Raw genomic sequence first — 26287 nt, 5'->3', positions numbered from 1 at the left:
CTCTTACTTCTTCATTCAACTAAAATACAAAAATCTCCCTAACAATGTTTTGGCATTGTCAGGGAGTTAATATCATTTTTTTACGATTCTTCATCATTATTTTCAAATGGTTTTTCATACACTGTTTCTTTATATACTTCCATCACTTCACCGGTCTGATCTGCATCAATCATAAACGATCCGTTGCCATAACGATCGGAGGCGGATAACTCCAGCGGATATACCTTCTGTGTATCGCCATTTTTCGTTTTATAGCAAATCATTTCCTGATTATTCACCATAAAGAATCCTTGGATCCGATGCGGTTTTTTCTTTAATTCCTTCAGCATAAGCAATCCGCGCTTCGCCCGGCTTGCTTTTTCAAAGGATTTTAGCTTCATGCGTTTGCTGGCTCCGCGCTGCGTAATGATAAATAAATCTTTTGGCGCTTCCAGATCAAATACTTGTCCATTGACAACAAAATCATCCTCTTTTAAAGAGATCGATTTTACTCCGGCTGCTCTCTGCCCGACAATGGACACTTCTGCTTCTTCATACCATAGACCATAGCCTTTGTTGGTTGCAATAAATATATCTTTCCTGCCATCTGTACGGCTTACATGAACCAGTTCATCATCATTCTTCAGATTTAATGCAATTAACGCCTTACCACGTCGCTGCGCTTCATAAAGCTGAAATTCGCTGCGTTTGACCATGCCATTTCGAGTAAAGAACATTAGAAAGCCGTCTTCTTCTTTAAAATCACGTACAGGTATGACCTTAATCAAATGCTCTTCTTTCTCCAACGGAACAATATGTGAAATGTGCTGTCCCATATCCTTCCAGCGTATATCCGGAAGCTCGTGAACAGAACAAATAATATATCTTCCTTTGTTCGTAAATAACATGATATTATCTGTTGTATTGATTTCCAGGAGACTTATCGGATGATCATCGTCCTTCAGCGGTAAATCCTCACTATTGGAAGCTGCATAGGACCGCAGGCTGGTTCGTTTGACATAACCGTCTCTGGTTACGGAAACTAACACATCCTCACTTGCCACGGTTACCTCAATATTTATTTTCAGTTCTTCCACTTTTTCCTCGATATGAGTGCGCCGGTCATCTGCAAATTTTTTCTTGATTTGTCTTAAATCATTTTTAATGGTTTGCAGTAATTTCTTTTCGCTTTCCAAAATAGCAGACAGCTTCTCCATTTGTTTTCTTAATTCGCTAGCTTCTTCCTCAAGCTGAACAATATCCGTATTTGTCAGCCGATAAAGCTGCAAGGTAACAATTGCTTCCGCCTGCGGTTCGGTAAAACCATATTTATCCATAATCTGGTTTTTTGCATCCGCCTTATCTTTTGATGCACGGATGGTGGCAATCAACTCATCTAAAATCGAAATTGCTTTGATTAAGCCTTCGACAATATGCGCTCTCTTTTTCGCCTTATTTAAATCAAATCGGGTTTGATTCGTTACAACCTCGCGCTGATGACTGACATATGCATCTAGAAGCTGCGGCAGGGATAAGAGTGTCGGCGTTTTATCTTTGATAGCAACCATATTGAAATGGTATGTGATCTGCAGGTCTGTGTTTTTATATAAAAAGTTTAAAATACCTTCACTATTTGCATCCTTCTTTAACTCAACAACAATACGGAGGCCTGTCCGGTCTGTTTCGTCGCGCACTTCCGCAATGCCCTCGACCTTCCTGTCAATACGGAGCTCGTCCATTTTCTTCACCATTGCTGCTTTGTTCACCTCAAAAGGTACCTCTGTCACAACGATTTGTTCACGATTCCCTTTTAACGTTTCAATGGCTGCCTTTCCACGAACGACAACCTTTCCTTTGCCGGTTTCATATGCTTTTTTGATTCCTTCGACCCCTTGAATAATACCGCCGGTCGGGAAATCAGGTCCTTTCAGCACACGCATTAAATCATTTACACTTGATTCCGGTTTATCGATTCGCATAATCACTGCATCGATTACTTCTCCTAAATTATGAGGCGGAATGTCGGTTGCATACCCTGCGGAGATTCCTGTAGAACCATTTACTAAGAGATTCGGAAATTTCGCCGGTAAAACAACCGGCTCATCGGTTGTTTCATCGAAGTTAGGGATGTATTCAACTGTCTCTTTGTCAATATCCCGAAGAAGCTCTGACGCAATCGGAGATAATCTTGCCTCTGTATAACGCATTGCAGCAGGAGGATCTCCATCGATACTGCCGTTATTCCCGTGCATTTCTATCAGTCTGTTACGTACCTTCCAGTTTTGGCTTAAGCGGACCATTGCTTCGTATACAGAAGAATCTCCATGTGGATGGTAATTCCCGATTACGGTTCCAACCGTTTTAGCAGCTTTTCTAAAATTCTTGTCATGCGTATTTCTCTCTACATGCATGGCATAAAGAATACGCCGCTGTACAGGCTTCAAGCCGTCTCTGGCATCAGGCAGTGCACGATCTTGAATGATATATTTACTGTATCTTCCGAAGCGATCTCCGATAACTTCTTCTAAGGGGAGATCTAAATATTTCTCTGTTTGATCCAAATGGAATCACTCCTTACAATCCGAACTAATCTTCCTTATGAATATTTTCATTTTCTAAAATGGTTGCATCTTCTTCCAAACCAAATTTAACATGACCTTCAATCCACTTACGGCGGGGTTCTACTTTATCCCCCATTAACGTTGTTACTCTCCGTTCTGCACGCGCTATATCATCAATGGATACACGAATAAGTGTACGTGATTCCGGGTTCATCGTTGTTTCCCACAATTGATCCGCATTCATCTCCCCGAGACCTTTATAACGCTGGATATCATAGCCATTTTTTAATTCCTTCACTGCTTTTTGGAGTTCATTTTCATCCCAGGCATAACGTGTTTTTTCTTGTTTTCCCTTTCCTTTAGATACTTTAAACAGCGGCGGGAGAGCAATAAACACTTTTCCCGACTCCACTAAAGAACGCATATATCGATAGAAAAAGGTTAACAACAGCACCTGAATGTGCGCTCCATCGGTATCTGCATCGGTCATAATAATAATTTTATCATACTGGACGTCTTCCAAATTAAAATCTCCGCCGACTCCGGCACCTATCGTATGGATAATCGTTGAAATTTCTTCATTTTTAAAGACATCCTCCAGCTTAGCTTTCTCGGTATTGATAACCTTCCCCCGGAGCGGAAGCACAGCTTGGAATTTACGGTCGCGCCCTTGCTTTGCTGAACCGCCGGCAGAGTCTCCCTCTACAAGATAAAGCTCATTCTTTTTTGGGTTCTTTGATTGTGCCGGGGTCAGCTTTCCACTAAGCAACGTATCTTTTCGCTTTCGTTTCTTCCCGGTACGAGCTTCCTCACGTGCTTTTCTGGCAGCTTCCCGCGCTTCTTTTGCACGAATAGATTTTTTAATCAGCAAAGAAGAAATCTCTGCATTTTCCTCTAAAAAGTATGTCAGATGTTCAGATACTACGCCATCAACGGCCGAACGGGCTTCTGTTGTTCCCAGCTTGCCTTTTGTCTGACCTTCAAATTGCAGCTTGTTCTCCGGAACACGGACGGACACAATCGCAGTTAATCCTTCCCGGATATCTGTCCCTTCCAAGTTCTTATCTTTTTCTTTTAATAACCCTGCTCTTCTTGCATAATCATTTATAGTACGGGTAATTGCCGTTCTGGCTCCAAATTCATGTGTACCACCGTCTCTGGTCCGCACATGGTTTACAAAGGAAAGCATATTTTCTGCAAAGCCGTCATTGAACTGAAAAGCAAATTCAACTTCAATTTCCGATTGCTCCCCTTCAAATGAAACAACTGGCTGAAGCACGTCCTTTTCCTCATTAAGCCACTCTACAAAAGATTTTAGGCCATCAGGATATTCATAAATCTGCCGCTCTCCATTGTGTTCATCCTTCAGTTCGATTTTTAGCCCTTTTAATAAGAAGGCAGATTCCCGTAAACGCTCGGAAATCGTTTCAAAATTAAATACCGTTGTCGAGAAGATAGATGGATCCGGCTTAAAATGAATACAGGAGCCTTTCTTCCTGGAAGGCCCTTTATCCTCTAAGGTCGTTGCCGGGTGTCCTCCATTTTCAAAACGCTGCTCATATTTATGACCGTCGCGGTAAGTGGTTACTGTCAGCCATTCCGATAAGGCATTAACAACAGAAGCACCTACCCCGTGTAATCCTCCGCTTGTTTTATAGCTTCCTTGCCCAAACTTTCCGCCTGCATGCAGCACAGTAAATATAACCTCAGTGGTTGGTTTTCCGGTTGCATGCATTCCGATCGGCATACCGCGGCCGCTATCTTCCACAGAAATACTGTCATCTTTATGTATGGTTACCGTAATTTGATTGCCGTGACCAGCCAGCGCTTCGTCAACAGCATTATCAACAATTTCATAAACAAGATGATGCAGCCCGCGAATGTCTGTACTCCCAATATACATTCCTGGGCGTTTTCGTACAGCATCCAGTCCTTCCAGCACCTGAATGGAGCTATCAGAGTATTGATATTCTTTCTCCACGAATCATCTTCTCCTTTCAATACTACCTCTATATACATCATAGAACATTCGTTCTTATTAAGCAAACAGAAAATCATCCTGCTTGTAACACGAACACAATGTTCCTGTATTAGCGTTCCTCATAAATGTTTATCCTCGATACGAGTCAGCGATTCAATCAGGACTTACATGATTAAAGTATAAGGAGCTTCAAAAAGCAGCCTGCGCTCTCAAGAGGCCCTTTTAAAATGCCATGCTTTCTTATAAAGTGAAACTTCATTGCAATCTTCTAACAGAAAAACAATTTTTGTTGATAAAAGTCTGCAGGTTAGAATGGGAGGCAGCTATACTTATATTACGCTTCTTTCAACCCTTGTTCTATCTATATAACATGAAGCATCCTTTCGAGGAAAGTTTATAAACGCTTATCGGTGATAAATAAAACCTTGTTTATACACTATAGAGCAAAATTTGTTTCTCCGTCTAGTCTAAACATGCTCATTCCACATAAAGGGTAAACGCACTATATCCATATTTACATCATTAATATCTTATGGGAAAAATCGCAGAAAAGCAAGGTAATCATTTATTTACATAGAATCACAGACAATTGTCGACCCCGTTTTTTAGCGATGAGAATACACGTAAAAGTTCTCCGGCGGGACGAGCAACTGCACCAATGCGGGGCAGGTTAATACGTTTTTGCTGCAATAACCGTTGCATTGTCTCTGTGACAAGCGCATAGTCAGCAGAAGATGCTTTTCACCCGGGCAAGCTGGCAGCTGCATCCGCTGAAACAAAAAGACCGAGCCTGGCTTATCATGCCTGGCTCAGTCTTTAATTGTTTATACACTATTTCAATAAAACTGCGTGTAACACCTTAATGCAAAGGTCCATAACGACTTCAAAATCATGCTCTTTTAAATAATTATAAGCTTCTTCATTCACAATTCCCTGCTGCGCCCAGAACATCTTACAATCCGTCTGTACAGCATCTTTTGCGACATCAGGCAGATGCTCCGGACGGCGGAAAACATTGATAATATCGATTGGTTCGTCTACTTCTGCCAGGGAGCTGTAGGCTTTTTCCCCAAGAACCTCATCAATGGTTGGATTGACAGGAATAATTTTATATCCTTCTTCCTGCATTCTATGAGCTATTTGGTACGATGTTCTTTCTGGATTAGCAGATAAGCCTACAACTGCAATCGTCTTCGCATTCTCCAGAATTTCTTTTATTCTTTCTTTACTTGGATTTTCAATGGACATGATAATTCCTCCTTTAATAACGTACTTAGCATCTTCTCTTTACCTTATTCAATGAAACCATTTTCCATCAGATAATCTCTGGCAACATCCTCTGCAGCTGCATCCTCATAATCCACTTGATAATTCATTTCCTGCATTTCTTCATCCGTGATTTGTCCGCTCAGCTGATTTAATATGTCCTCGAGCTCTGGATATTCCTCTAACGTATCTGCCCGCATTAACGGTGCGCCCTGATATGGCGGAAATAGATTTTCAGAATCTCCCAAGGATACTAACCCTAATTCTACCATATAGCTGTCTGTTCCATAGGCATCAATCACATCTACCTCACCGCTCGAAATGGCCCCCTGACGAAGGCCTGGATCCATTGTATTTACCTCGTTGAAGTCCAGGTTATATACTTCCTGCATCCCGACATAGCCATCATAGCGGTCATTAAACTCGGATGTGAATCCAGCTGTTACCTGGTTTTCAATCGACTTCAAATCAGAGATATCCTCCAAATTGTTTTCTTCCGCAAATTCTTCTGTAACTGCTACCGTATACGTATTATTAAACAACATTGGCTCTAAAAGCTCCAAATTATATGCTTCTTTTATACCGTCTCTGGCTTGTGCATATACTTCCTCTGCTTCATTGGATTCCGCCTGTTCATCAAGCAGCGAAACGATAACCGTCCCTGTGAATTCCGGATAAATGTCAATGCTGCCCTGCTGGAGTGCGTTAAATACCATATCTGTTTTTCCAAGATTCGGTTCTATATCAACAGTGATATCACTTTCTTCCTCAATTAAAATTTTATAGAGATTCATAATAATTTCTGGTTCAGCTCCTAATTTCCCGGCTATCACAATTTCTCCCTTTTGGCTGCTTGGAATCATCAAGGGAATGGTGATGACAAGTACAACAATAACAAGCATTGCAATAAATGCCTGAATACCATATTTTTTAGACATCTTTTCAAATAAACGCAGAATAAAATCAAGCATAACAGCTAATAAAGCTGCCGGTATCGCACCTAATAATACAAGCGGAATATCGCCGCCCCGGTCCAGACCAAGTAAAATGATATCTCCAAGTCCGCCAGCACCGATTAAAGCTGCGATAGTTGTAGTACCAACGATAAGAACCATAGAGGTACGAATACCAGCCATAATAACCGGCATCGCAATTGGCAGATCTACTCGCATTAATTGCTTTTTTGTATTCATCCCCATGCCTCTGGCAGCTTCCCGTAAGGCAGGATCTACACCGTCTATCCCTGTGTATGTATTTCTCAAGATAGGCAGTAGTCCATAAAGGACTAGGGCAACGATAGCCGGCTGGATACCGATTCCTAAAAACGGGATCAAAAAAGCCAATACAGCAAGACTCGGAATTGTCTGTAGAACTGCGGATGTGCCAATGATAGGCTCGGCAATGCGTGGATATCTGGTCAGTATAATGCCGATTGGCACAGCGATTAAAATCGCAATTCCAAGTGATATCAAAGAAATTTGCAAATGCTCCCAAATCGCCTGAAGAAGCATATCCTGCCGATTCTGGAACACGTCTATAAATTCCTTCATAGAACACTCGCCCCTTCCTTCTCCTGCTGATAGAAGTATTGAAGCAATTCATCCCTTGTAACAATTCCGATGATTTTCTGATTGTCAGCGACTACCGGAAAATCAATCTGATTTACTGATTGAATTATTGCATATGCATCCTCTATTGTACTTGTTGCAGGAATTGTCACGACATTTTCCAGCTCCCGGTCACGAGCAGCTGGTATCTCCTTTTTCATGACTTCCTGAACAGATGTCAGCCAGGCTGATTTTCGATTTCCAATGAATTCCTCCACAAAATCATTTTTTGGGTGTTTCATTAATTGTTCAGGCGAACCGCATTGAACCACACCACCTTCTTGCATTAAACAAATCCGGTCGCTCATTTTTAATGCCTCGTCCATATCATGGGTAACAAATACAATCGTCTTCTTGATCTCTTTTTGTAATTTATCGATATCCATTTGTAATTGCTCCCGGCTGATTGGATCGAGTGCACTGAATGGTTCATCCATCAATACGATGTCAGGATCTGCAGCTAATGCCCGGATAACACCGATACGCTGCTGCTGTCCTCCCGAAAGCTCGCTTGGATATCTTTTTTTAAAAATTGATGGATCGAGCCCCACCATCTCCAATAATTCATCTGTTCGTTTCTCTTTTTCTCCTTTTTTCCATTTCAGCAGTTCTGGAACAACTTGAATATTCTCCTGAACAGTCATGTGAGGAAATAAAGCAATCTGCTGCAGAACATATCCAATATTCCATCGTAATGCATCAATGGAATACTCACTTACCGGCTTCTCGTTTATGTATATGGTTCCTGCAGATGGGTCAATCAGACGATTAATCATCTTCATTGTTGTTGTTTTACCGCAGCCGCTGGGACCAATCAGCGTCATAAATTCCCCTTTTTCGACTGTCAAATTAAATTGATCGACAGCGGTTGTCCCATCAGGGTATGTTTTTGTTATGTCCTTAAATGTAATCATAAGAATAACCTCCTTCGTAAAAAGATTCCCGCTTGTACACATTTAAAAACCTGTCCTGGTTTTATTTTTCACTTTAAATCAAGGATAAAGAGAATAATTTATTCTTAAAAGAGAGCTTTACTGCGTTTTTCTAAAAAATTTTGTACTTAAACAGATTGGTTCATGCTAAAATAGCCATAGGAACATAGAATAAGAATTTGAAAAAGAGAGTTGGGAACGTATGGATTATATTATTTTCGGGATTATCGCATATCTCTTAGGATCTATTCCATTTGCCTTAATCATCGGCAAGCTTGGTTATAAAATAGATATTCGCGAGCATGGAAGCGGCAACCTTGGAGCAACTAATGCCTTTCGTGTGCTTGGAATAAAAGCAGGAAGCATCGTTATCCTGGGCGACATTTTAAAAGGAACATTAGCTGCTGTATTGCCTCAATTATTTCATGCGGATGCTTATCCATTGATAATAGGTATTATCGCTGTTTTAGGCCATACTTATCCGATATTTGCTAAATTTAAAGGCGGAAAGGCTGTTGCAACATCGGGAGGGATGATACTAGGAATCAACCCTATCCTGTTTATTATTATGATTGCAACATTTTTACTGTCATTATATTTATCTAAATATGTTTCCCTTTCTTCTATGATTACGGGAGTTGTAGCCTTTTTTGCGTCACTGTTTTTCCAAAATACCGGGTTGTCCGTCGTTATCCTGATATTAACTGCTTTTGTGGCGTATCGACACTGGGCAAATATTAAACGGATAATAAATGGAACAGAGCCTAAAATAACCTGGATGTAAAAAGCCGATAAATTGAATATTTAAGCCGAATTCAGTATACTAGTGGCTATAATTAAAGATTGTTTGAACATCCTTGAGCTTCTAGTCTAAGCTTTCAGATGTTTATCAGGAAAGGACGTTTTTATGCATCAATTAAACACGATTCCATTAAAAAAACTTCCTTCAAAGGAAGAAAGACATAAATTATTTGGTTCTGTTCCTCCTGGCGAGAAGAAAAAACCGACTGAAAAAAATGAAATGGCTGACCTGCAAAATGTAAAACGTGATTTTCTTTTTGATTTGGATGTTGTCGGTGTTTCAAATGTAAAATATCCTGTCCGCGTTTTAAGCGGACAAGCACCATTTGAGCAAACCACTGTCGGCACGTTCACCTTTTCATCCAGCATCCCTGCGAATAGCAAAGGAACGAATATGAGCCGTTTTATGGAGCTGTTAGAGCAATATCATCAAGGCGGATTTACCGTTTCTATTGATGAATTAAAACAGTTCGCAAAAGATCTGGCCGTGAAATTGGAACAAACAGATGCGACGGTTTCTGTCAGCTTCCCCTGGTTCTATGAGCGGAAAGCGCCGCAAACCTATGCTGCTGGTTTAAACCATGCAGAAGCAGCTGTTTCCGTACGTTACTCCAAATACGAGGATTATCAAATCAGTGTTTCTTTAAACGTACAAATAACAACATTATGCCCATGCTCCAAAGAAATCAGTGAATACAGCGCTCATAACCAGCGCGGTAATGTAACAGTGGAAACCGAACTGGAGCCAAGCTTTTCTAATACAGATGGGGATTGGAAGGGCATTTTGTTAGAAGCTGCAGAAAGCAATGCAAGTGCCAGACTCCACCCTATCCTGAAAAGACCGGATGAAAAAATGGTGACAGAAGCAGCTTATGAAAACCCCCGATTTGTAGAGGATATGGTCCGCTTGATTGCTGCCGACCTTTACGAGCTGCCGGCAGTAATGAAGTTCCATGTAGCATGCCGTAATGAAGAATCAATTCATATGCATGATGCGATTGCTTCTGTTACCTATGATAAACGTAACAGACAAGGGTAACTGTCCAATGAAATATATTTTTATTGGACTGATTCGTTTTTACCAGCTTGCTATCAGCCCTTTTACACCAGCAACCTGTCGTTTCTATCCAACCTGTTCAGCTTATGCATTGGAAGCATTTCAGCGTTTTGGATTTTTTAAAGGTGGAATATTAACTATAAAGCGAATAAGTAAATGTCATCCATTTCACCCAGGCGGCGTAGATTACGTTCCGGAAAAAAGGGAAAAGAAAAAACAGCAGGAAAAGGGAGAGATATAATGGAAATCACCGTATCAGAACAAGCAGCAAAATGGTATAAAGAGGAATTAGATTTACAAAACGAAAAGAATATACGATTCTTCCCGAGATATGGCGGAGTCGGCGGCAGAATTGCCGGTTTTTCCCTCGGTATCAAAGCAGAAGCACCTGAAAACGAATCTGCTTCCACATCAGTAGAAGGGATCCATTTCTTTATCGAAGAATCAGACGATTGGTATTTTGAAGGTGCAGACTTATCTGTTTCTTATGACGAGACAAAAAAGGAACCAAAAATCGAATACCCTGAGAAAAACGAATCAAATTAAAAAATTAAAAAATGCAGGTCGGTACCTTTCCCGCCTGCATTTTTATTATTTAAACCGTTCTAATTGCTCCAGCCGATTTTCTGATTTTAAAATTTTCCACTGATGTTCGCCGAACAAATCAAAATGGGGATATTTGGGCTTTAAATCAATCCAGGATTCATCCAACTGATATTTTCTACCCCATTCTTTCAACTTTTCCAAATCACTGCAACCCACTTTGGTTACTGTATTACAGCCTGGAAAACGGTCATCCAGCCAATAATGAGTAATAAAATCAATCTTTCCGGCACGGACATTCTGCTTCCACTCGTTTAACTCTTCTCTTTTTAATCCAAAAGCCATTCCTATTCCTCTTTCTTTAGAAAACTTGGTAGTCACCAAGCCTTTAGGTGACAACCTTAGTTACACTTATGCAGTAAGAAAGTTTATACTTTCTTAACTGCCAAGCTGGTTTTGATATGCTGCATGCCAATCAGGAAATTTTCTTCGAATAGACAGCGGCCGAAACGTATCTTTATCAACAATCGTATGGGTCGTCGTACCAGTGACAGCTAAATCTCCAGATCCATTCAAAATTTCATAACGGTAAACCGTACGCAAGCCGTCATAAGCATCAAGCCACGTTCTTACAACAGGTTTTTCACCATAACGAATTGCGTTTTTATATGAAATCTGAGCATCAATCACTGGAGAAACCACATTTTGCTGTTCCATTCCTTGATGGTAGTTAAGCCCCAAGGCTTCTACAAACTTTGTACGTCCGATTTCAAACCAAACAAGATAGTTTGCATGGTAGACGACACCCATCTGGTCGGTTTCTTGGTATCTTACTTCTATTGGTGTTTCTGTAACTAACAATCTTTCTTCCTCCTTGCTTCTCTTTCAATCAATCCATTCCTTGAACCATTTCTTCCATAAATTCATAGTCCATCGGCCCGATTCTTCTAGGCTGTTGTATATTTCCGTCCGTACCTATAAAATATGTCGTCGGTGCGGCATAGACAACATACGGCTCCGTTAACGTATCCTCTCTATCTAAAGGAACAGTAAAGGTATGCTCATGCTCATCGATAAAATCGCCAACATCCGAAAGCTGATTCTCATGCTTCGTCATATTGACAGCAACAACTTCAACCTCATCCTGATATTCCTCATAGAATTCCTGTATTTCAGGCATTTCTTCAATACAAGGCGGGCACCAGGAATACCAGAAGTTTAAAATCACTTTCTTTCCTTGCAAATCAGAAAGTTTGAAAGTCTCTCCTTCTAATGTCTCCAGTTCGAAATCTGGAGCTGGCTCACCAGGCTCTACTCCGGCACTTTCCGCAGGTGCAATCGCAGCTCCCTGACTGGAAGATCCATCGTCTACAAGCACCGCTTCCTCTTCTTCAGCAGCATTGTCCGCAGCTCTGTTCTGAAGCACATTTGCGATAACAATTCCAACAAGCACTAATAATAAAACAAGCGAAAATATCCGTTTATACAATTTGTATCTCCCACCATCCACATTGTTTTCCTACTTCTATCGTAAAGAGAAACTTCACTTTTGTAAAGAATACAGACCTCAATAAGAATGCATAGAAAAAGAGCCTTGCTCCATAAAAAGCAAAGACCCTTTTTCTCTTACAAAGCAGCTGGCTGCTTATGCTTTTACTTTTTCACGCAGTACCATGCGAAGGATACCGCCATGACGATAGTAATCAATTTCTACATCACTGTCGAAACGGGCAACTGCTTTAAATGAAGTTACTTTTCCAGCTTCATCTGTTGCAGTTACATTCACTAAATCACCTGGTTTAACAGACTCATCTACTTCTACAGCAAACGTTTCTTTACCAGTTAATCCTAAGCTTTCCGCGCTGTCGCCTTTTTCAAATTGAAGCGGCAATACACCCATCATAACAAGGTTAGAACGGTGAATACGCTCGAAGCTTTCAGCAATTACTGTTTTGATTCCTAACAGGTTGGTACCTTTGGCAGCCCAGTCACGGGATGATCCCATTCCATAATCTTTTCCGCCGATAACTACAAGACCCGTTCCGTCCTGCTGATATTTCATAGCAGCATCATAGATTGCCATGACTTCGCCAGTTGGCCAGTAAGTTGTATAACCACCCTCTGTGCCAGGAGCCAGCAGGTTACGGATACGAATATTAGCAAATGTACCACGCATCATGATTTCATGGTTACCGCGGCGAGAACCGTAAGAGTTAAAGTTTCTTGGTGAAACTCCTTTCTCTTGCAAGAATTTACCTGCCGGCATGTCTTTTGCGATAGCACCTGCTGGTGAAATATGGTCTGTTGTTACAGAATCGCCAAACAATCCGATAGCACGTAATCCGCTAAGCGGCTCAACAGTTCCAGCTTCCGGCGTCAACCCTTCAAAGAATGGAGGGTTTTGGATGTAAGTAGAATCCTCATCCCATTCAAATAAAGGCTCATCTGTCGTATCGATTTCATTCCACTTCTCGTTAGATTGGAATACATTTTCATACTCTTTGCGGAAAATTTCAGGTGTTACTACTTTTTCCACTTCTTCTTTAATTTCAGTAAGTGATGGCCAGATATCATTCATGTAAACATCATTACCATCTTTATCTTTACCGATTGCTTCTTTTACAAGGTCGATATCTGTTGTTCCAGCAAGCGCATATGCTACAACAAGCGGTGGAGATGCAAGGTAGTTTGCTTTTACCAGCGGATGGATACGACCTTCAAAGTTACGGTTACCAGATAATACAGAAGATGCGATTAAATCATTCGCTGCAATCGCTTCTTCAATCTCTTCACGTAAAGGACCGGAGTTACCGATACACGTTGTACATCCATAACCTACAAGGTTAAAGCCCAGTTTATCTAAATATGTTTGTAAACCGGCGTCCTCTAAGTAGCGGGTTACCACTTTTGAACCTGGTGCCAAGGAAGTTTTTACGTATTCAGGAACTTCCAAGCCTTTTTCGACAGCTTTTTTAGCAACCAGACCTGCACCTAACATAACGTATGGGTTAGATGTGTTTGTACAAGATGTAATTGCTGCAATAGCAAGACTTCCTGTCTTCATAACAGAAGTTTTTCCATTTGGATGATTGATTTCAACTTCTTTATCAAATTCAGATTTATCTAATCCAAACCCTTGGTTACCCTCTTTTGCAGTAATTGCTTTATTAAATTCTTTCTTCATGTCAGAAAGCGCGATTAAATCTTGCGGACGTTTTGGTCCGGAAAGATTCGGCTCTAATTCGGACAAATTAATTTCAATTACTTTTGTGTATTCCGGATCAGCACCATCTGCGTCATACCATAAATCATTTTCTTTACAGTATTTTTCAACAACGCTGATTAATTCATCACTGCGTCCAGTCAGCTTCATGTAATCAAGTGTTTCCTGATCAACCGGGAAGAACCCGCAAGTAGCGCCATATTCTGGAGCCATATTTGAAATTGTAGCACGGTCAGCCAATGGCATATCCTTTAGCCCAGGTCCAAAGTACTCTACAAATTTCCCAACTACACTTTGTTCACGCAGCACCTGCGTTACCTTTAGCGCCAGATCCGTCGCTGTTGTTCCATTCGGGAAGGAACCAGTAAATTTGACCCCGATAACTTCCGGTGCAGGGAAGTAAGAAGGCTGTCCTAACATGCCTGCTTCTGCTTCGATTCCGCCAACGCCCCAGCCAAGGATACCCAGGCCGTTGATCATTGTTGTATGGGAGTCAGTACCTACAAGTGTATCAGGGAATGTTTCGTAAGTTCCGTCTTCATTTTCTCGCGCATGTACAACGTCAGCCAGATACTCCAGGTTAACCTGGTGAACGATACCAGTTGCCGGCGGAACTGCACGGTAGTTATTAAACGCTTTTTGTGCCCAGTTCAAGAACTGATAACGCTCTGCATTACGTTCGAATTCCAATTCCATATTGGCACGCAGCGCATCTGGAGTTCCATATTGGTCAACCTGTACAGAGTGGTCAATAACCAAATCTACTGGAACTTCCGGATTGATTTTATCCGGCTCTCCTCCAAGATCAACCGTTGCTTTACGAAGGGACGCAAGGTCAACGACTGCAGGCACTCCTGTAAAGTCTTGAAGAATAACACGGGAAGGCTTGAATGGAACATCTGCCCCAGTTGCTTTATCCGTTCCCCAATGTGCTAATGATTCAACATGCTCATTTTTGATTTGATGACCGTCTTGTTGTCTTAATAATGATTCTAAAAGAACACGGACAGAAAAAGGCAAACGATCTACTTTACCTAGCCCCGCTTCTTCCAGCGTCTTTAAACGGTAATAGTTGTACGTCTTACCGTTTAATTCGAACTGCTTTTTTGCATTGTACGCATTTGTGTTCGACATATTGTGTTACCCCTTTCATTTCCTCTCCTTCTCGCCAATAAATGAGAAGGTATTACTTTTTTTAATCCATACTGCTATTCAACTAAATAGAGCCTTCAATATATATAATATAGGAATCTAGCAAATAAAACAAATAATTATTGTTAAATAGTAGATAGTAAAAAGTTATGCCAAAAGATAAGTATTACTTATCTAATTGCTGAATTATTAATAGTGAAAATAATAGCTGCCTGCAAAAAAGATAGAAATTCTGCGAAATTACAATTATTCTTTCTGATAAAACGCATTAATCAGCTTTTGAAAAAATAATTTCAAATGTGCTTCCTTTATGTTCATTATTGTACATATGAAAATCTGCATCATGATTATGGAGGATTTTCTTGGTTATCAGCAACCCGAGCCCTGTACCCGATGTCTTTGTCGTAAAAAATGGCTCTCCAAGCCGATGTAAAATATCTTCAGATAATCCGCAGCCTTCGTCAATAACAGATATAATTATTTTTTGATCTGCCTCTTTCGCCTCTACAATTATTTTCCCAGGCTTCTCCATAGCTTCAATCGCATTTTTTATCAGGTTAATTAAAACTTGTTTAATCTGAGAACGATCGCAAAGAACGGATGCATTTGTACTGCTTTGCAGCTGAATTTGAATATCCTTTTGATTTGCCTGGGACTGTAATAATAATTCCACATCCTGCATCATTTTTGTAACACTTTCTTTAGAACGGTTATCTGTTAAAGGCTTTGAAATAAATAACAATTCCGATGTGATTGACTCAATTTTCTCCACCTCTTCAATCATCACATGAAAGTATTCTTCTTTATGCTGTGCGCCAGCCTGAAGCAATTGCAGGAATCCTTTTAGTGAAGTCAGCGGATTGCGTATTTCATGAACTAAGCTTGCTGCCAGCTGTCCAGCTACATTCATCTTCTCTGAACGTATCATGATATCATCCAGTCTCATATCTTTTGTTTTTCTTTCTAAATAAAGTAAAAACTTTTTTTCGACATCGATATCTTCAAAAACATCATTTAACTCACATGAGAAAGATAAATTCTCCCCTTCTTTGGTCGAAATATCTATTAAAAGCTTTTTATGCTTTATTTTGTTGCCAACGAGTGCTTGTGAAATAATTTTTGAATCTATTTTAACCGGGAAATCACCCAGCTTTTTCCCGACTGCTTCTTTTGGCTCATAGCCAAGAATCTCATAAACGGAATCACTTATATATTCTATTTCACTATCTGTATTAATCACGATCACTATTCCTTCTGTTTTTTTACTCAGCCAAGAAATAATGGCCGCTGAAAGCGTTGCATCGGGGTGTAAATTATGACGACTTTCAGAACTTTGCAAGTCATTGGGGTTCTTATTTTTGTGGTTTTTATCCATACCCATGCTCCTTTCAGAAGTTATTAAAAAGTATAATTTCATTCCATTGGGATTTTGCTGCGTTCCTAGCGGAATAAAACGCTAGATTACTCACTCATAAAAAACGATTTTCATTGAACCAATCGAGTTTATACCGGCAATTAGTCCCTGGTTACCCTTTCTACATAATTTTTCGTTTTTTGAAGCGAGTGGTTTACTGCCAGTTTAACTGCGATAAATAATATGTATGATTATGACGAAACAATTATGATTACTTGTGTATATTTCTTAATAACTTTATAATGTACAAGTGAGGAATAATAACAAAGGTTAAATTAATGTTACTACAATTTTCTAAAAAAATAAATTGATAGTTGATAATAAATTAGCAATATTCGTAATTTTTTTATGTAAAATTAAGGTGAGGTGTACGATGATATCACTGTTTATTATCCTGTGGGGATGTTTATTAATTGGTCTGATGGCAATCGGTGGGTATTTTATGTTTCGAAAGTTTTTAAAGCGGCTCCCTAAAGAGGATGGGCGTTCCATTATGGATTGGGAGGAATATTATTTCGAAAAAACATTACATAAATGGTCTCAAGCAGAAAAAGATTTCCTGGAAGAGCTGGTTTCTCCTGTTCCCGAACTATTCAGAGATGTCGCCAGACAAAGAATTGCCAGTAAAATTGGAGAACTTTCTATTCAAAAGGACGAGGAAAGCATTAAACGCTCTACATTGATTGAAGGGTATATTTTAGCGACCCCCAAAAGAGACCATAAATTTCTGCGAAAAAAGCTAAAAGAAAAAAATATCGATATCGCACCCTATGAGCCTTTCTTCCAACAATCCAAAGAGGATTATCAGGAAAATTGGGAAGAAAAATACAAGCAGAAAAGATCTTAGTTCAGCGAAAAAGAAGCAAAGTGCAGAAATTTACGCACTTTGCTTCTTTGTTAATTGTACATATTGATAAAGCATGGCTATTCTCCAGGTACCAATCATCCCAAACGCCAGCAAAAAGAACATTCCTGAAGTTTCGCCAACAGAGATGCTTGTACCAATAATCAGTTTTATTATAATTCGGATAACTAATAATCCAATTAAAATGACCGGAAACATTTTTGACGGCTTGACATATATTTCTCCGTCCAAGAATTCTAATTTTGATGTTTTAATTAAAAAAATAGAAAATATTATTCCGACAGTCAGTGCTTCTGCAACTTGAAGCCAGCTTATCTGAAACATGGGGAACAAGAACATCAGTGCCCCCGTACTCATAAAAAATGGCGGTAATATAATCTTTTTTACAGATGCCGGTTTTCTAGAAGCGCGCATACGCACAAATATCATCACAATCGCCATAAATGCAAAAACAGCAGTAGTTGCAATTGCTAAATACATACATAACAACTCTTTTCTTTATACGCTGAAAAAATATCGGCCAAAACGATTCAGGCCGATATTTTTCATCGTTCCATAAAAATAATGTCGTAACCTTGATTTTGAATCATATTATTTCATTTTAAAATCCGGTAAACCCAAATAAATTTGCTAAAAATGCAGTAACCTTCGTCATCCAGTCAAAGAATAATGCGATTCCCATTAAAACCATTACCCAGCCGCCAATTTTCACCATTTTTTTACTGTGTTTCCGAAACCATTTCAATTTACCAATAAAGAAAGCAAGTAATAAGAATGGAATGGAAAAACCTAAAATATAGCTAATCATCATAACAAGTCCAAGATTAGGATTGGTTGCAGCTAATGAGAATACTACCATTAAAATTGGACCGGTACATGGTGTCCAGCCTAAAGAAAACGCCATTCCAATAAGAAAAGAACCAAAAAAACCTGCTGGACGATTTTTAAAATGAATTTTACGATCCTTCATAAGAAATTCGAAATTCAATACACCCACAATGACCAAGCCGAAAAAGATAATTAAAATTGCGCCAATCTGTCTGATGGTATCCTGATAGGTCATTAAAAATTCGGAAACATATGTCGTTGTAAACCCAATCATCACAAAAATACTTGAAAATCCGATTAGAAAACAGGCCGTATGTAATATTGCTTTTCGATCAAGCCGTTTATTATCCTGATTTATTTCATCCATGCTCATCCCGGTAATATAAGAAAGAAACACCGGATACAGCGGAAGAACACAAGGCGAAATAAATGAAAGAAACCCAGCTGCAAAAGCCAAGAAAACATTAATTTCTTCCATATGAAGCCCCCCTTACTCAATCATTTCTATTCTAACAGAGAAATAAAAAAATAAAAGTCAAATTTATGACAATATCTATACATTTTTATGAAAGGGGCTTTCAAATAATGCAGGTATTTCTCCCCGCTTAAATCAAAAAACACCGGCTTCAGCATTCTGGTGAATTCTTTCGTAACGAGTAATTGCAGCGATGCTGTCAGGTTAGTGTGACCGCTGCGACGGGTTATGGTGAGGCGGGTGAAGAGAATGCCCCCAGGCAGACTAACGTCCTGGGTTTGCGATTACTCGTCCCATCGAAAACATTTGTACGTAGGAAAGGAAAACGGTCTGCCACAGCGGTGCTTTACACTTCACCTTCTATTCTTTGTCAAGAGAGTTATCGAAGGAACAATCAACTCCTTTTTCTATGGAAATGAAGTTACTTTTCAATGTAAAAAAGTTGAGTAAAAATAAACTGAATGGGTTAAATATACTCTCGCACATCATAAATTTTTCCGTTTTCAACATTTTCGTCATCCATTAAGATGTCGATTAAAACGCCGCCGATGATGTCTGTTCCTCTTAACAGATTATTCTCTTTCAAGGCACGGAAGCTGTCCACGTCTTTAAATGCTTCCTGTGAACTGGAACGGATCGTCTCTTGCATTTCTGTATCCATTACACCCGGGCTAAATGCAATAACAGCATGCTCTGTTCCTTCCTGTTCTATTGCTGCCACTTGCGTATACATATTTATACTGGCTTTTGTAGAACAATATACGCTCCATCCATACTTCGGTTTTTCTGCTGCTCCCGAAGTTACCACTGCTGCCAGAAGCTGGACATGATGTTCTGAAGCTTTTTTCAAAAAATGATTCGTTAAGGCCATTGGTGCAACTGTATTGATTTGAACCTGTTTCATCAAATCATCTATCTCGATATTTTCGGCACGATCAATTGGATCAACTAAACCTGCGTTATTAATTAAGTATACTTTAGATAACGTTTCGTGAAACAGCATTTCATCCACGCTTTTGCATGCTTTTTGTAGAGAGGCCTGCTCAGATAAATCACATGCTATGAAATGATAAGTCGCATTATTTTGTTTCGCATAGTCATATAACTTGGTATTATCCGTCCTCGAAATTCCTATCACATTTATTCCAGACTCCAAGAATAGCTTAGCAACGGATGCTCCCAGCCCTTTGGAAGCACCTGTAATGATTGCAGTCTCCATAAATTCTGCTCCTCTCTATTTCTAATTATTATTCTATTCCCCATTTTTCTATATTTTGCACATGAAATTTTTGTCGTTTTGCCTTATAAGACTGGAAGCGGTGATCCTCCCGAAAATAAAAAAGATCCCCTCTCAACAAGGTCGTACGCATTGAAAGCAGATCTTTTTTTCATCCTTCTATTAACTATTTCGTTTTCAAGTTAAAGTTCATTCCAATAATAAGCTAATGTTTCCATCCCTTTTTCAAAACTGTCTACCGGAAAGCTTTCATTTGGAGAATGTAACCGGTCTTCTGGGGTACCAAAACCTAACAGAACAATTGGATATTGATAAGCCGCCTCCAACCATTCAACAACTGGAATGGATCCTCCCATTCTCAGGAAAACCGTTTCTTTTCCAAAAGCCTTGCTATAACTTTTGGCAGCCTTTTTTATCAAAGGATGATCTGGCTCTACTTTATAAGCTTTCGCAGAGAGCTTTTCTTTTTCAACATGAACGTGCACACCCGACGGTGCAAACTTTTGGACATGATTCACTAATTTTTCTTGAATATCCTGCGGGTCCTGCCCGGGAACCAAACGGCATGTAATCTTAGCAGTTGCTGTAGATGGAATAATTGTCTTTGTCCCATCTCCCTGGTAACCGCCAAATAGTCCATTCACTTCCAATGTCGGTCTGCCCATTGTATGTTCTTTTGCTGTATATCCTTTTTCCGATACAGTTTCCGGAATATTTGTTGCTTTTACAAAATCTTCTCCCGGCGCTTTTTTCATCAGTTCTCTCTCTGCTGATGACAAGTCCTCAACATCATCATAAAATCCGTCTATTGTAATAACTTCTTTCTCGTCCTTCATTGATGCCAACAAATGACTCATTGCCATTAATGGATTTCGGACTGCACCACCGTACATTCCAGAGTGAAGATCATGATCTGGACCGGTTAATGTAATTTCAATTCCTGTAAATCCTTTCAATCCATATAAAATCGTCGGCTGATTTTTCTCTGCCATCCCGGAATCCGAAATTACGGCAAAGTCAGCTTGGAATTGTTCTTTTTTATCCTGCAGGAGCTCGTAAAGATTTTCACTGCCTATCTCTTCTTCTCCTTCGATACAAACTTTTACATTCATCGGCAGTTTTCCTTCTGTTTTTAAAAAAGCTTCAAAAACGGCAAGATGCATAAAAGTTTGTCCTTTATCATCACTTGATCCGCGGGCGTAGATTCTTCCATCACGTACTTCTGCCTGGAAGGGTTCACTGTCCCATAAATCAATTGGATCCACCGGCTGTACATCATAATGACCATAAAGCAAAACAGTCGGTGCTTCCGGTCCTGCTTCTGTATATTCTGCAAAAACGAGCGGATGACCTTTTGTTTCCATTTTCTCTACATTTTCAAAGCCCAATTCATTTAAATATCCTGTTAAAAAGTCAGCCGCACGCTGTACATCTTCTTTATGCGCCGGGTCCGTGCTGACACTTGGAATTGCTAAAAAATCATATAGCTTTTGTAATAAAGCTTCCTGATTTTCTTTCAGATAAGCAATTGCTTTTTCGCTCATTATTTCTATTCCTCCTTCAGCATTTTAAATATTAACCTTTTCACTGTGTCAAAAGCTTTCCACTAAACGTGTTATCTTTTCCAAGCACGCATAATTCGGCAGCCGCATAACAAATATCACCTGTTAAGCAACTGCCATTTTTTTCTTAATTAAAATACTTCATGCCATGCATCTTTATGCTTCAGCATTTCCTCCGCTATTTCCTTAGCACCCTCTAAGCTGTGATTAGCCGCCCAGCCGCACTGTACTTCATTACATGCCGGAACTTCTGTTGCTTCTAAAACATCCGTCAGTGTTTTTTCCAGCATGTCAAGAACTTCATCGTAATTATCATGATTTATTAAAGAAAGATAAAAACCGGTCTGGCATCCCATCGGACCGATATCTAATACGGCATCTGAATGATTACGAATATTTTCAGCCATTAAATGCTCTATGGAATGTAATCCGTCCATTTCCATATGTGCTTGGTTCGGCTGGGTAAAACGAATATCATATTTATGGACTTTGTCTCCATGCGCTCCTTCTGTTATACCTACGAGCCGTACATAAGGAGCCTTCACTTTTGTATGATCTAAATTAAAACTCTCCACATTCATTTTTTGGGTCATATTGTCCTTCATCCCTTCTCTATTCTATCCTTTAGCAGGAACTGTATCTTTTTCCATCATACATGAAAAAAACGTGTAAGAAAAGGGTAGAGCGCTGATGTATACCAGCTGATACATCCTTCTATGCCAGATTCCGATTAAAAAAATCCAATCCCGCAGTTTATATAGCTAACGGAATTGGATTTGTACCATATTATATGGTTGAAAAAGCGCGAATCATAAGATGCATGATATTATTTTGCATCTGGGAAAACGCGATCGATCATGCCGCCAATTTGATCAAAGAAGCCTTCAACTGGATTTCCATTGTCCATATCATTGACATATCTGTCAGCTAAATCCAAGAAATCCGGATTAGATGTTACATATACGTTATCAATGGATGAGTCAACAGAACGTACAATATCTGCAATTCGTTCTTTTACATCATCTGTAATCTCCATACTGCTTTCATTATTTTCTTGGTTATTTCTGTTTCCTTCATTATCAATATCCAAGTTGGCTCCTACATAAGCGTTGTTTCTGGTTGTTAATACATAAGCATGATCAATTTCGTCCATTTCATCCGTTATTTTCTCAGCTGCCTCTTTGGACACATTATATTCTGCGTCTGTATTACGGTCAGAAACTCTGTCTATCGTATGGTCACGATTACGGTCTCTTGCATTATCATCGATATGCTGACCTTGATATCGAGTCGGCTCCACATTTCCATCCGAGTTATTCGGATTGGTATCGTCGTTATTCGTATTTTGACAAGCAACTAAGACCATCATAAGAACGGTTAATACCGCAAATAAGCGTAATTTCATTTTCATTCCTCCTTACCTATTTGCCTCTTATTATGGTTAGGCAGATAAGGATTTATGCATATGAAAAACGTTAATTTATGGAAAGCAGACCATGAAAGTAGCGGTGATATTTAAGAAATAATGGAGAAGCTATGGAAGAAGCCTTTCACCAATAAGATTGTTTACCGGAATTCCTTCTTGATAAAGGAGTGAAAATGTTGATACCTGATTATGATAAAGCTTTATATTACACCATATGGGGACAGTGGGACAATTTATTCATATTAATGTCACGGACTAATGATGATTTACTCGCTAAAAAAATTGAGCATTTTCTGTATGCCTACCATCATTCTTCCAGTCAAAAATATGTCGATCAATCACATGATACACTGCTTTATTATTTAGAGCATGCCCTTCAATTCAGCAGTCCATGGATGTATGAATTTGAATAATTTACCGCAGTGTAACCAGCTGTAGTTTCACTTTACCGTGCTGAAGAAGCAGATGCCGGTTAAAACTGGAATTCCATCTGCTTTTTACAGCTTTAGCCGATATTCAAGTGTCTGCTTGAAGACAACTGTTCACGAGCCCGGCGAAATTTTAATCACGTTAGTACTTCATTGGTCTATAATGATTCATCCTGGCCACTGTCTTTATCATCAGAAACATCATCTGTTAACTCATTATCCTTTGGTTTTATTGGCGTTTTTTCTTGTTTTATAGAACGGTTAATATCAGACTCTTGTTCACCATAAAAAAAATTAATAATTGCACGATCATCTGCGTCTGTCATATCAAAATGCGTCTGTTCTATATCTACATTACGATTTGCCAATTCTGTAGCCATTACTTCGTTCATTGATTTATTTTCATTTTTTGCTACTTCTCTCACCTCTTCTGGAATAATCAACGTTGCAACATCCCAATCAGGCAGGGTTTCTATGTAAGGATTAATTTGCGAAATGAGTTCTCTCGGGTTCCCGTTTTGATTTTCACAGCTCACTCCTACAATCATTGTTTTTTGCTCTGCCAGCCCTCTGTTTTCACTTTCATCAACAATATGCGTTAATACAGAATGGATAGGCTTGTCTTGAATACTGTTGATTTCTTCCAGCAGCTTATCTGCAGAGCTATTCAATGCATTGACGTCTGTAACCATTAATTCATCATTTAATTCTAATTCAATACTGGGGTTTATATCAATGGCAACATAAGCATGCGTTTCTGTATCACCCATTCCGTAAAAAAGCGGATATCCAAAAATCAACAGCATCAAAAGTACAACGGCTGATAATCTTACTGCGATAGGAGTCTTATCCCAATACCTTCTCCACCTGGGCCTTCCAGATACAGGTTGAAAAATAACTTCATCCCCTCGTTCCGCATGCTCTGTTAGTATAATTCCCTTCTCAAAACTGCCATCCTTCGTAAGCAAGATGGCGTATTTGCGATGGATTTCCATCACAATTCCTTTTTTCATTTTTCCACATCCTTGAGGTAATCCTTAAGGTAGTCCTTAAGATAAGCATATTCACTGCTCAGCACAATAAAAATAGCTAAAATAAACTTGCGATTCCGTTCTAATGTTTTTTTACTTACTTCAACTTTCATTAATAACTTTTTAATTGGGAGCTTTTTTTTACGATAAACATACTCACTTAACTGATTATCCTGATATAAAATATAAGCTACCTGTACAGCAGATTCCCGGGCGTCCCGATGCTTGGGGGAAGCATTTGTCAATTCTTCCAGTGTAAGCCGGTATGATTTTAGCTTCTCCTTGAATAAAATAATTTCTTCCCGTCTTTTGCTGTTCTCTGCTTCCCTTTGGTGTTTTTCTTTTGCAGCAGCAATAACAAGCGGATTTTCCATTTGCTCCTCTTCATTTATTTCATCTAAAGACAGCAGATTCGGACGTTTTTGATGATAGCGGATGTAATCAATCACTTTTCTTTTCACAACAAGCTTTGCAAAGGATAGAAATGAACTGCCTTTATCTGGTTCATAAGAAAATATAGCATCATTAAATGCCATTAATCCGACACTGAATTCATCATCTTTTTTAGGATCAATGTACCGCTTGCAAACCTCTGATACACATTTAGCAATAAATGGCTTGTACGTATGAAGCAGCTCATTTTGCAGTACAATATCTCCTTGTTGGATTGCTTCAATTTTTTCTTCAATAGGGGTGTCTGTTAATTGATTGGTCATCATCATTTGTCAGCTCCCCCTAACACTATATCATTCGTTATTATTTTTATTTTTCCGGGTTTTAAATTTATATTCATCAAATATTTCTTTTTATTTATTATTTTCATATCAAATAATCTCCATTTTTATCATTCTTATTAGTTATTGCGGCATCATTGCCCATACCCTTTCTCCTCAAAGTTCAAAAGGATAGCAAATCTGATTTAAGGAGAGATGATGGACAATCATTTCCTAAACCGCTTCTCGTAGGTGAGGATATTCTCCACACGTATCAAAATTTATTTATCTAATCCGTTTTATTTTTCGTAGCAATAAAATCTAGTTTATTGGTTAAATATATACAGGTCATTCTAGCCTGTACATATAATACTACCCTATATCCAAAACGGTTACTATCACAAATGAATAACATTTCATTTAAATTAATATGACGAAAATCCATATTTTTGTAAAACATCCTCGAAAAATGTTGGAATTTGTAATGAAATCTTTAAATAAGAAATAAATATGCAAAAATTAAAAAGCATTTTTCCTTTGTCTGTGACGAAAAAGGAGAAATGCTGGGATTTGGATATGATGAAATTCAAAAGAATTGGTTATCAAGCATTCGTTACTCAAATGTTAAATAATCTAAATTTCTTTATCAAAAACGCAGAGGAATATAATGGGAAACAATTCGGTATCATTTGCTTCTTTTATTCTTCTTTTCATATATTTTTATTGAAATATATGAAATTATTGAAACAGACAATACAGCCATTCCGATTACAAGCGTAAAATTTTTTAAAGTGAATATAGGGGAATTATTACTCTGATAATTAATATAGAATACGATTGTTAAGAATGTAAACAGTACTATATTTCTAATAAAATATCTTTTCAGGGATTTTATCGTAGGTGTCATAATCTTCATCCTCTTTAACTTCTTTATCCTGATATGTTCCCGTTTACATAAAGGGCCAGAGAACCATAATACTCGGAGGGTAATTGTGAAAAGAAAGATTATCAAGTCAATCTTGTGTAGTACTTAATTCTAATACTCTGCTTATTCTAATGATAAAGGTGAAAGAAAAATAATAAGAAGATATTCAGCTTCAAGCTGTAACCTGTGATGCAGATAAATCTATTGCTAATATTGGTTATATTGCAATTGCTCAGCTTGAAGAAACGCCGGGGCAAAGAAGACAATCAAGGGGACTAGTA

At 38.9% G+C, this 26287-nt stretch carries 24 protein-coding genes; 6 read left to right on the top strand and 18 right to left on the bottom strand.

All coding sequences use genetic code 11. The annotated features are described in order from the left end of the window. Nucleotides 1-80 precede the first annotated feature (80 nt). From parC to MKY65_RS11125, 5 genes are all read right to left on the bottom strand, one after another. Entirely contained in the window at nt 81-2540 is a 2460-nt protein-coding gene (gene parC / locus MKY65_RS11145) for a DNA topoisomerase IV subunit A (protein ID WP_339184823.1), read from the bottom strand. A 25-nt stretch (nt 2541-2565) separates the two neighbouring features. Continuing rightward, complete coding sequence (gene parE / locus MKY65_RS11140; protein WP_339184821.1) at nt 2566-4521, bottom strand: DNA topoisomerase IV subunit B; 1956 nt, start codon at nt 4519-4521, stop codon at nt 2566-2568. 831 nt (nt 4522-5352) lie between these two features. Next, nucleotides 5353-5763 (bottom strand): CoA-binding protein, encoded by a 411-nt coding sequence (locus tag MKY65_RS11135; RefSeq protein ID WP_339185213.1) that lies wholly within the window; start codon nt 5761-5763, stop codon nt 5353-5355. 50 nt (nt 5764-5813) lie between these two features. Then, complete coding sequence (locus MKY65_RS11130) at nt 5814-7337, bottom strand: ABC transporter permease/substrate-binding protein (RefSeq protein ID WP_339184819.1); 1524 nt, start codon at nt 7335-7337, stop codon at nt 5814-5816. Beyond that, nucleotides 7334-8308, bottom strand: a complete 975-nt coding sequence (locus tag MKY65_RS11125) for an ABC transporter ATP-binding protein (protein WP_339184817.1) — start codon at nt 8306-8308, stop codon at nt 7334-7336. Before MKY65_RS11125 ends, MKY65_RS11130 begins: the two co-directional genes overlap by 4 nt. A 220-nt stretch (nt 8309-8528) precedes the next feature. On the opposite strand from MKY65_RS11125, the gene plsY reads away from it, so the two are divergent. From plsY to MKY65_RS11105, 4 genes are all read left to right on the top strand, one after another. Continuing rightward, nucleotides 8529-9110, top strand: a complete 582-nt coding sequence (gene plsY, locus MKY65_RS11120) for a glycerol-3-phosphate 1-O-acyltransferase PlsY (protein ID WP_339184815.1) — start codon at nt 8529-8531, stop codon at nt 9108-9110. Nucleotides 9111-9233: 123 nt separating this feature from the next. Beyond that, nucleotides 9234-10166, top strand: a complete 933-nt coding sequence (gene folE2, locus MKY65_RS11115; protein ID WP_339184813.1) for a GTP cyclohydrolase FolE2 — start codon at nt 9234-9236, stop codon at nt 10164-10166. Between the two features lie 7 nt (nt 10167-10173). Beyond that, nucleotides 10174-10425, top strand: coding sequence for a membrane protein insertion efficiency factor YidD (gene yidD, locus MKY65_RS11110; RefSeq protein ID WP_339184811.1), 252 nt, complete (start codon nt 10174-10176; stop codon nt 10423-10425). Further along, the gene (locus tag MKY65_RS11105) at nt 10425-10730 is read left to right on the top strand and encodes a hypothetical protein (protein ID WP_339184809.1); all 306 of its coding nucleotides are present in this window, start codon (nt 10425-10427) and stop codon (nt 10728-10730) included. Before yidD ends, MKY65_RS11105 begins: the two co-directional genes overlap by 1 nt. Before the next feature lie 45 nt (nt 10731-10775). Here MKY65_RS11105 and MKY65_RS11100 read toward each other — a convergent pair whose 3' ends face one another. From MKY65_RS11100 to MKY65_RS11080, 5 genes are all read right to left on the bottom strand, one after another. Continuing rightward, complete coding sequence (locus MKY65_RS11100; RefSeq protein ID WP_339184807.1) at nt 10776-11072, bottom strand: hypothetical protein; 297 nt, start codon at nt 11070-11072, stop codon at nt 10776-10778. A gap of 93 nt (nt 11073-11165) precedes the next feature. Continuing rightward, the gene (locus MKY65_RS11095) at nt 11166-11588 is read right to left on the bottom strand and encodes a thioesterase family protein (protein ID WP_339184805.1); all 423 of its coding nucleotides are present in this window, start codon (nt 11586-11588) and stop codon (nt 11166-11168) included. 28 nt (nt 11589-11616) lie between these two features. After that, a complete protein-coding gene (locus MKY65_RS11090) occupies nt 11617-12216 on the bottom strand; it encodes a TlpA disulfide reductase family protein (protein WP_339184803.1) in 600 nt (199 codons plus the stop codon). A 156-nt stretch (nt 12217-12372) separates the two neighbouring features. Beyond that, complete coding sequence (gene acnA, locus MKY65_RS11085) at nt 12373-15084, bottom strand: aconitate hydratase AcnA (protein WP_339184801.1); 2712 nt, start codon at nt 15082-15084, stop codon at nt 12373-12375. Between the two features lie 286 nt (nt 15085-15370). Beyond that, nucleotides 15371-16477 carry an ATP-binding protein gene (locus MKY65_RS11080; RefSeq protein ID WP_339184799.1) on the bottom strand — a complete coding sequence of 369 codons (1107 nt, stop codon included), beginning with the start codon at nt 16475-16477 and terminating at the stop codon, nt 15371-15373. 412 nt (nt 16478-16889) lie between these two features. On the opposite strand from MKY65_RS11080, the gene MKY65_RS11075 reads away from it, so the two are divergent. Next, nucleotides 16890-17363 (top strand): DUF2621 family protein, encoded by a 474-nt coding sequence (locus MKY65_RS11075; protein ID WP_339184798.1) that lies wholly within the window; start codon nt 16890-16892, stop codon nt 17361-17363. A 30-nt stretch (nt 17364-17393) separates the two neighbouring features. Here the strand turns inward: MKY65_RS11075 and MKY65_RS11070 are convergent, their stop codons facing one another. From MKY65_RS11070 to MKY65_RS11045, 6 genes are all read right to left on the bottom strand, one after another. Beyond that, the gene (locus MKY65_RS11070; RefSeq protein ID WP_339184796.1) at nt 17394-17861 is read right to left on the bottom strand and encodes a cytochrome c biogenesis protein CcdC; all 468 of its coding nucleotides are present in this window, start codon (nt 17859-17861) and stop codon (nt 17394-17396) included. Nucleotides 17862-17982: 121 nt separating this feature from the next. Beyond that, entirely contained in the window at nt 17983-18687 is a 705-nt protein-coding gene (locus MKY65_RS11065; RefSeq protein ID WP_339184793.1) for a cytochrome c biogenesis protein CcdA, read from the bottom strand. A 463-nt stretch (nt 18688-19150) separates the two neighbouring features. After that, nucleotides 19151-19903, bottom strand: a complete 753-nt coding sequence (locus tag MKY65_RS11060; RefSeq protein WP_339184791.1) for a (S)-benzoin forming benzil reductase — start codon at nt 19901-19903, stop codon at nt 19151-19153. A gap of 200 nt (nt 19904-20103) precedes the next feature. Beyond that, nucleotides 20104-21465, bottom strand: coding sequence for a dipeptidase (locus MKY65_RS11055; protein WP_339184789.1), 1362 nt, complete (start codon nt 21463-21465; stop codon nt 20104-20106). A 149-nt stretch (nt 21466-21614) separates the two neighbouring features. Beyond that, a complete protein-coding gene (locus tag MKY65_RS11050) occupies nt 21615-22076 on the bottom strand; it encodes an S-ribosylhomocysteine lyase (RefSeq protein ID WP_339184787.1) in 462 nt (153 codons plus the stop codon). Nucleotides 22077-22309: 233 nt separating this feature from the next. Beyond that, complete coding sequence (locus tag MKY65_RS11045; protein ID WP_339184785.1) at nt 22310-22888, bottom strand: YhcN/YlaJ family sporulation lipoprotein; 579 nt, start codon at nt 22886-22888, stop codon at nt 22310-22312. 194 nt (nt 22889-23082) lie between these two features. Here MKY65_RS11045 and MKY65_RS11040 point away from each other — a divergent pair, with 194 nt between their 5' ends. Continuing rightward, on the top strand, nt 23083-23322 hold the full coding sequence (locus tag MKY65_RS11040; RefSeq protein ID WP_042533781.1) for a YhdB family protein: 240 nt from the start codon (nt 23083-23085) through the stop codon (nt 23320-23322). Nucleotides 23323-23495: 173 nt separating this feature from the next. On the opposite strand, the gene MKY65_RS11035 is transcribed toward MKY65_RS11040, so the two are convergent. Then, complete coding sequence (locus MKY65_RS11035) at nt 23496-24350, bottom strand: anti-sigma factor domain-containing protein (RefSeq protein WP_339184782.1); 855 nt, start codon at nt 24348-24350, stop codon at nt 23496-23498. Next, nucleotides 24347-25087: an RNA polymerase sigma factor SigI gene (gene sigI, locus MKY65_RS11030; RefSeq protein WP_339185211.1), complete on the bottom strand. Its 741-nt coding sequence runs from the start codon at nt 25085-25087 to the stop codon at nt 24347-24349. Before sigI ends, MKY65_RS11035 begins: the two co-directional genes overlap by 4 nt. Nucleotides 25088-26287: the final 1200 nt, after the last annotated feature.

Origin of the sequence: Oceanobacillus sp. FSL W7-1293, assembly GCF_037969815.1 — a bacterium.
In the GTDB taxonomy this organism is placed as follows: Bacteria; Bacillota; Bacilli; order Bacillales; family Amphibacillaceae; genus Oceanobacillus; species Oceanobacillus oncorhynchi.
This window is presented reverse-complemented; position numbering and strand designations above follow the sequence as displayed.

Excerpts from the sequence above, each read along its gene's own strand:
- sigI (WP_339185211.1), bottom strand. The coding sequence starts at position 25,087 with ATGATGACCAATCAATTAACAGACACCCCTATTGAAGAAAAAATTGAA.
- MKY65_RS11045 (WP_339184785.1), bottom strand. The coding sequence starts at position 22,888 with ATGAAATTACGCTTATTTGCGGTATTAACCGTTCTTATGATGGTCTTA.
- MKY65_RS11040 (WP_042533781.1), top strand. The coding sequence starts at position 23,083 with ATGTTGATACCTGATTATGATAAAGCTTTATATTACACCATATGGGGA.
- MKY65_RS11080 (WP_339184799.1), bottom strand. The coding sequence starts at position 16,477 with ATGGATAAAAACCACAAAAATAAGAACCCCAATGACTTGCAAAGTTCT.
- MKY65_RS11060 (WP_339184791.1), bottom strand. The coding sequence starts at position 19,903 with ATGGAGACTGCAATCATTACAGGTGCTTCCAAAGGGCTGGGAGCATCC.
- MKY65_RS11100 (WP_339184807.1), bottom strand. The coding sequence starts at position 11,072 with ATGGCTTTTGGATTAAAAAGAGAAGAGTTAAACGAGTGGAAGCAGAAT.
- MKY65_RS11070 (WP_339184796.1), bottom strand. The coding sequence starts at position 17,861 with ATGTATTTAGCAATTGCAACTACTGCTGTTTTTGCATTTATGGCGATT.
- MKY65_RS11130 (WP_339184819.1), bottom strand. The coding sequence starts at position 7,337 with ATGAAGGAATTTATAGACGTGTTCCAGAATCGGCAGGATATGCTTCTT.
- MKY65_RS11075 (WP_339184798.1), top strand. The coding sequence starts at position 16,890 with ATGATATCACTGTTTATTATCCTGTGGGGATGTTTATTAATTGGTCTG.
- MKY65_RS11050 (WP_339184787.1), bottom strand. The coding sequence starts at position 22,076 with ATGACCCAAAAAATGAATGTGGAGAGTTTTAATTTAGATCATACAAAA.
- folE2 (WP_339184813.1), top strand. The coding sequence starts at position 9,234 with ATGCATCAATTAAACACGATTCCATTAAAAAAACTTCCTTCAAAGGAA.
- MKY65_RS11055 (WP_339184789.1), bottom strand. The coding sequence starts at position 21,465 with ATGAGCGAAAAAGCAATTGCTTATCTGAAAGAAAATCAGGAAGCTTTA.
- MKY65_RS11035 (WP_339184782.1), bottom strand. The coding sequence starts at position 24,350 with ATGAAAAAAGGAATTGTGATGGAAATCCATCGCAAATACGCCATCTTG.
- yidD (WP_339184811.1), top strand. The coding sequence starts at position 10,174 with ATGAAATATATTTTTATTGGACTGATTCGTTTTTACCAGCTTGCTATC.
- MKY65_RS11125 (WP_339184817.1), bottom strand. The coding sequence starts at position 8,308 with ATGATTACATTTAAGGACATAACAAAAACATACCCTGATGGGACAACC.
- MKY65_RS11105 (WP_339184809.1), top strand. The coding sequence starts at position 10,425 with ATGGAAATCACCGTATCAGAACAAGCAGCAAAATGGTATAAAGAGGAA.
- plsY (WP_339184815.1), top strand. The coding sequence starts at position 8,529 with ATGGATTATATTATTTTCGGGATTATCGCATATCTCTTAGGATCTATT.
- MKY65_RS11065 (WP_339184793.1), bottom strand. The coding sequence starts at position 18,687 with ATGGAAGAAATTAATGTTTTCTTGGCTTTTGCAGCTGGGTTTCTTTCA.
- acnA (WP_339184801.1), bottom strand. The coding sequence starts at position 15,084 with ATGTCGAACACAAATGCGTACAATGCAAAAAAGCAGTTCGAATTAAAC.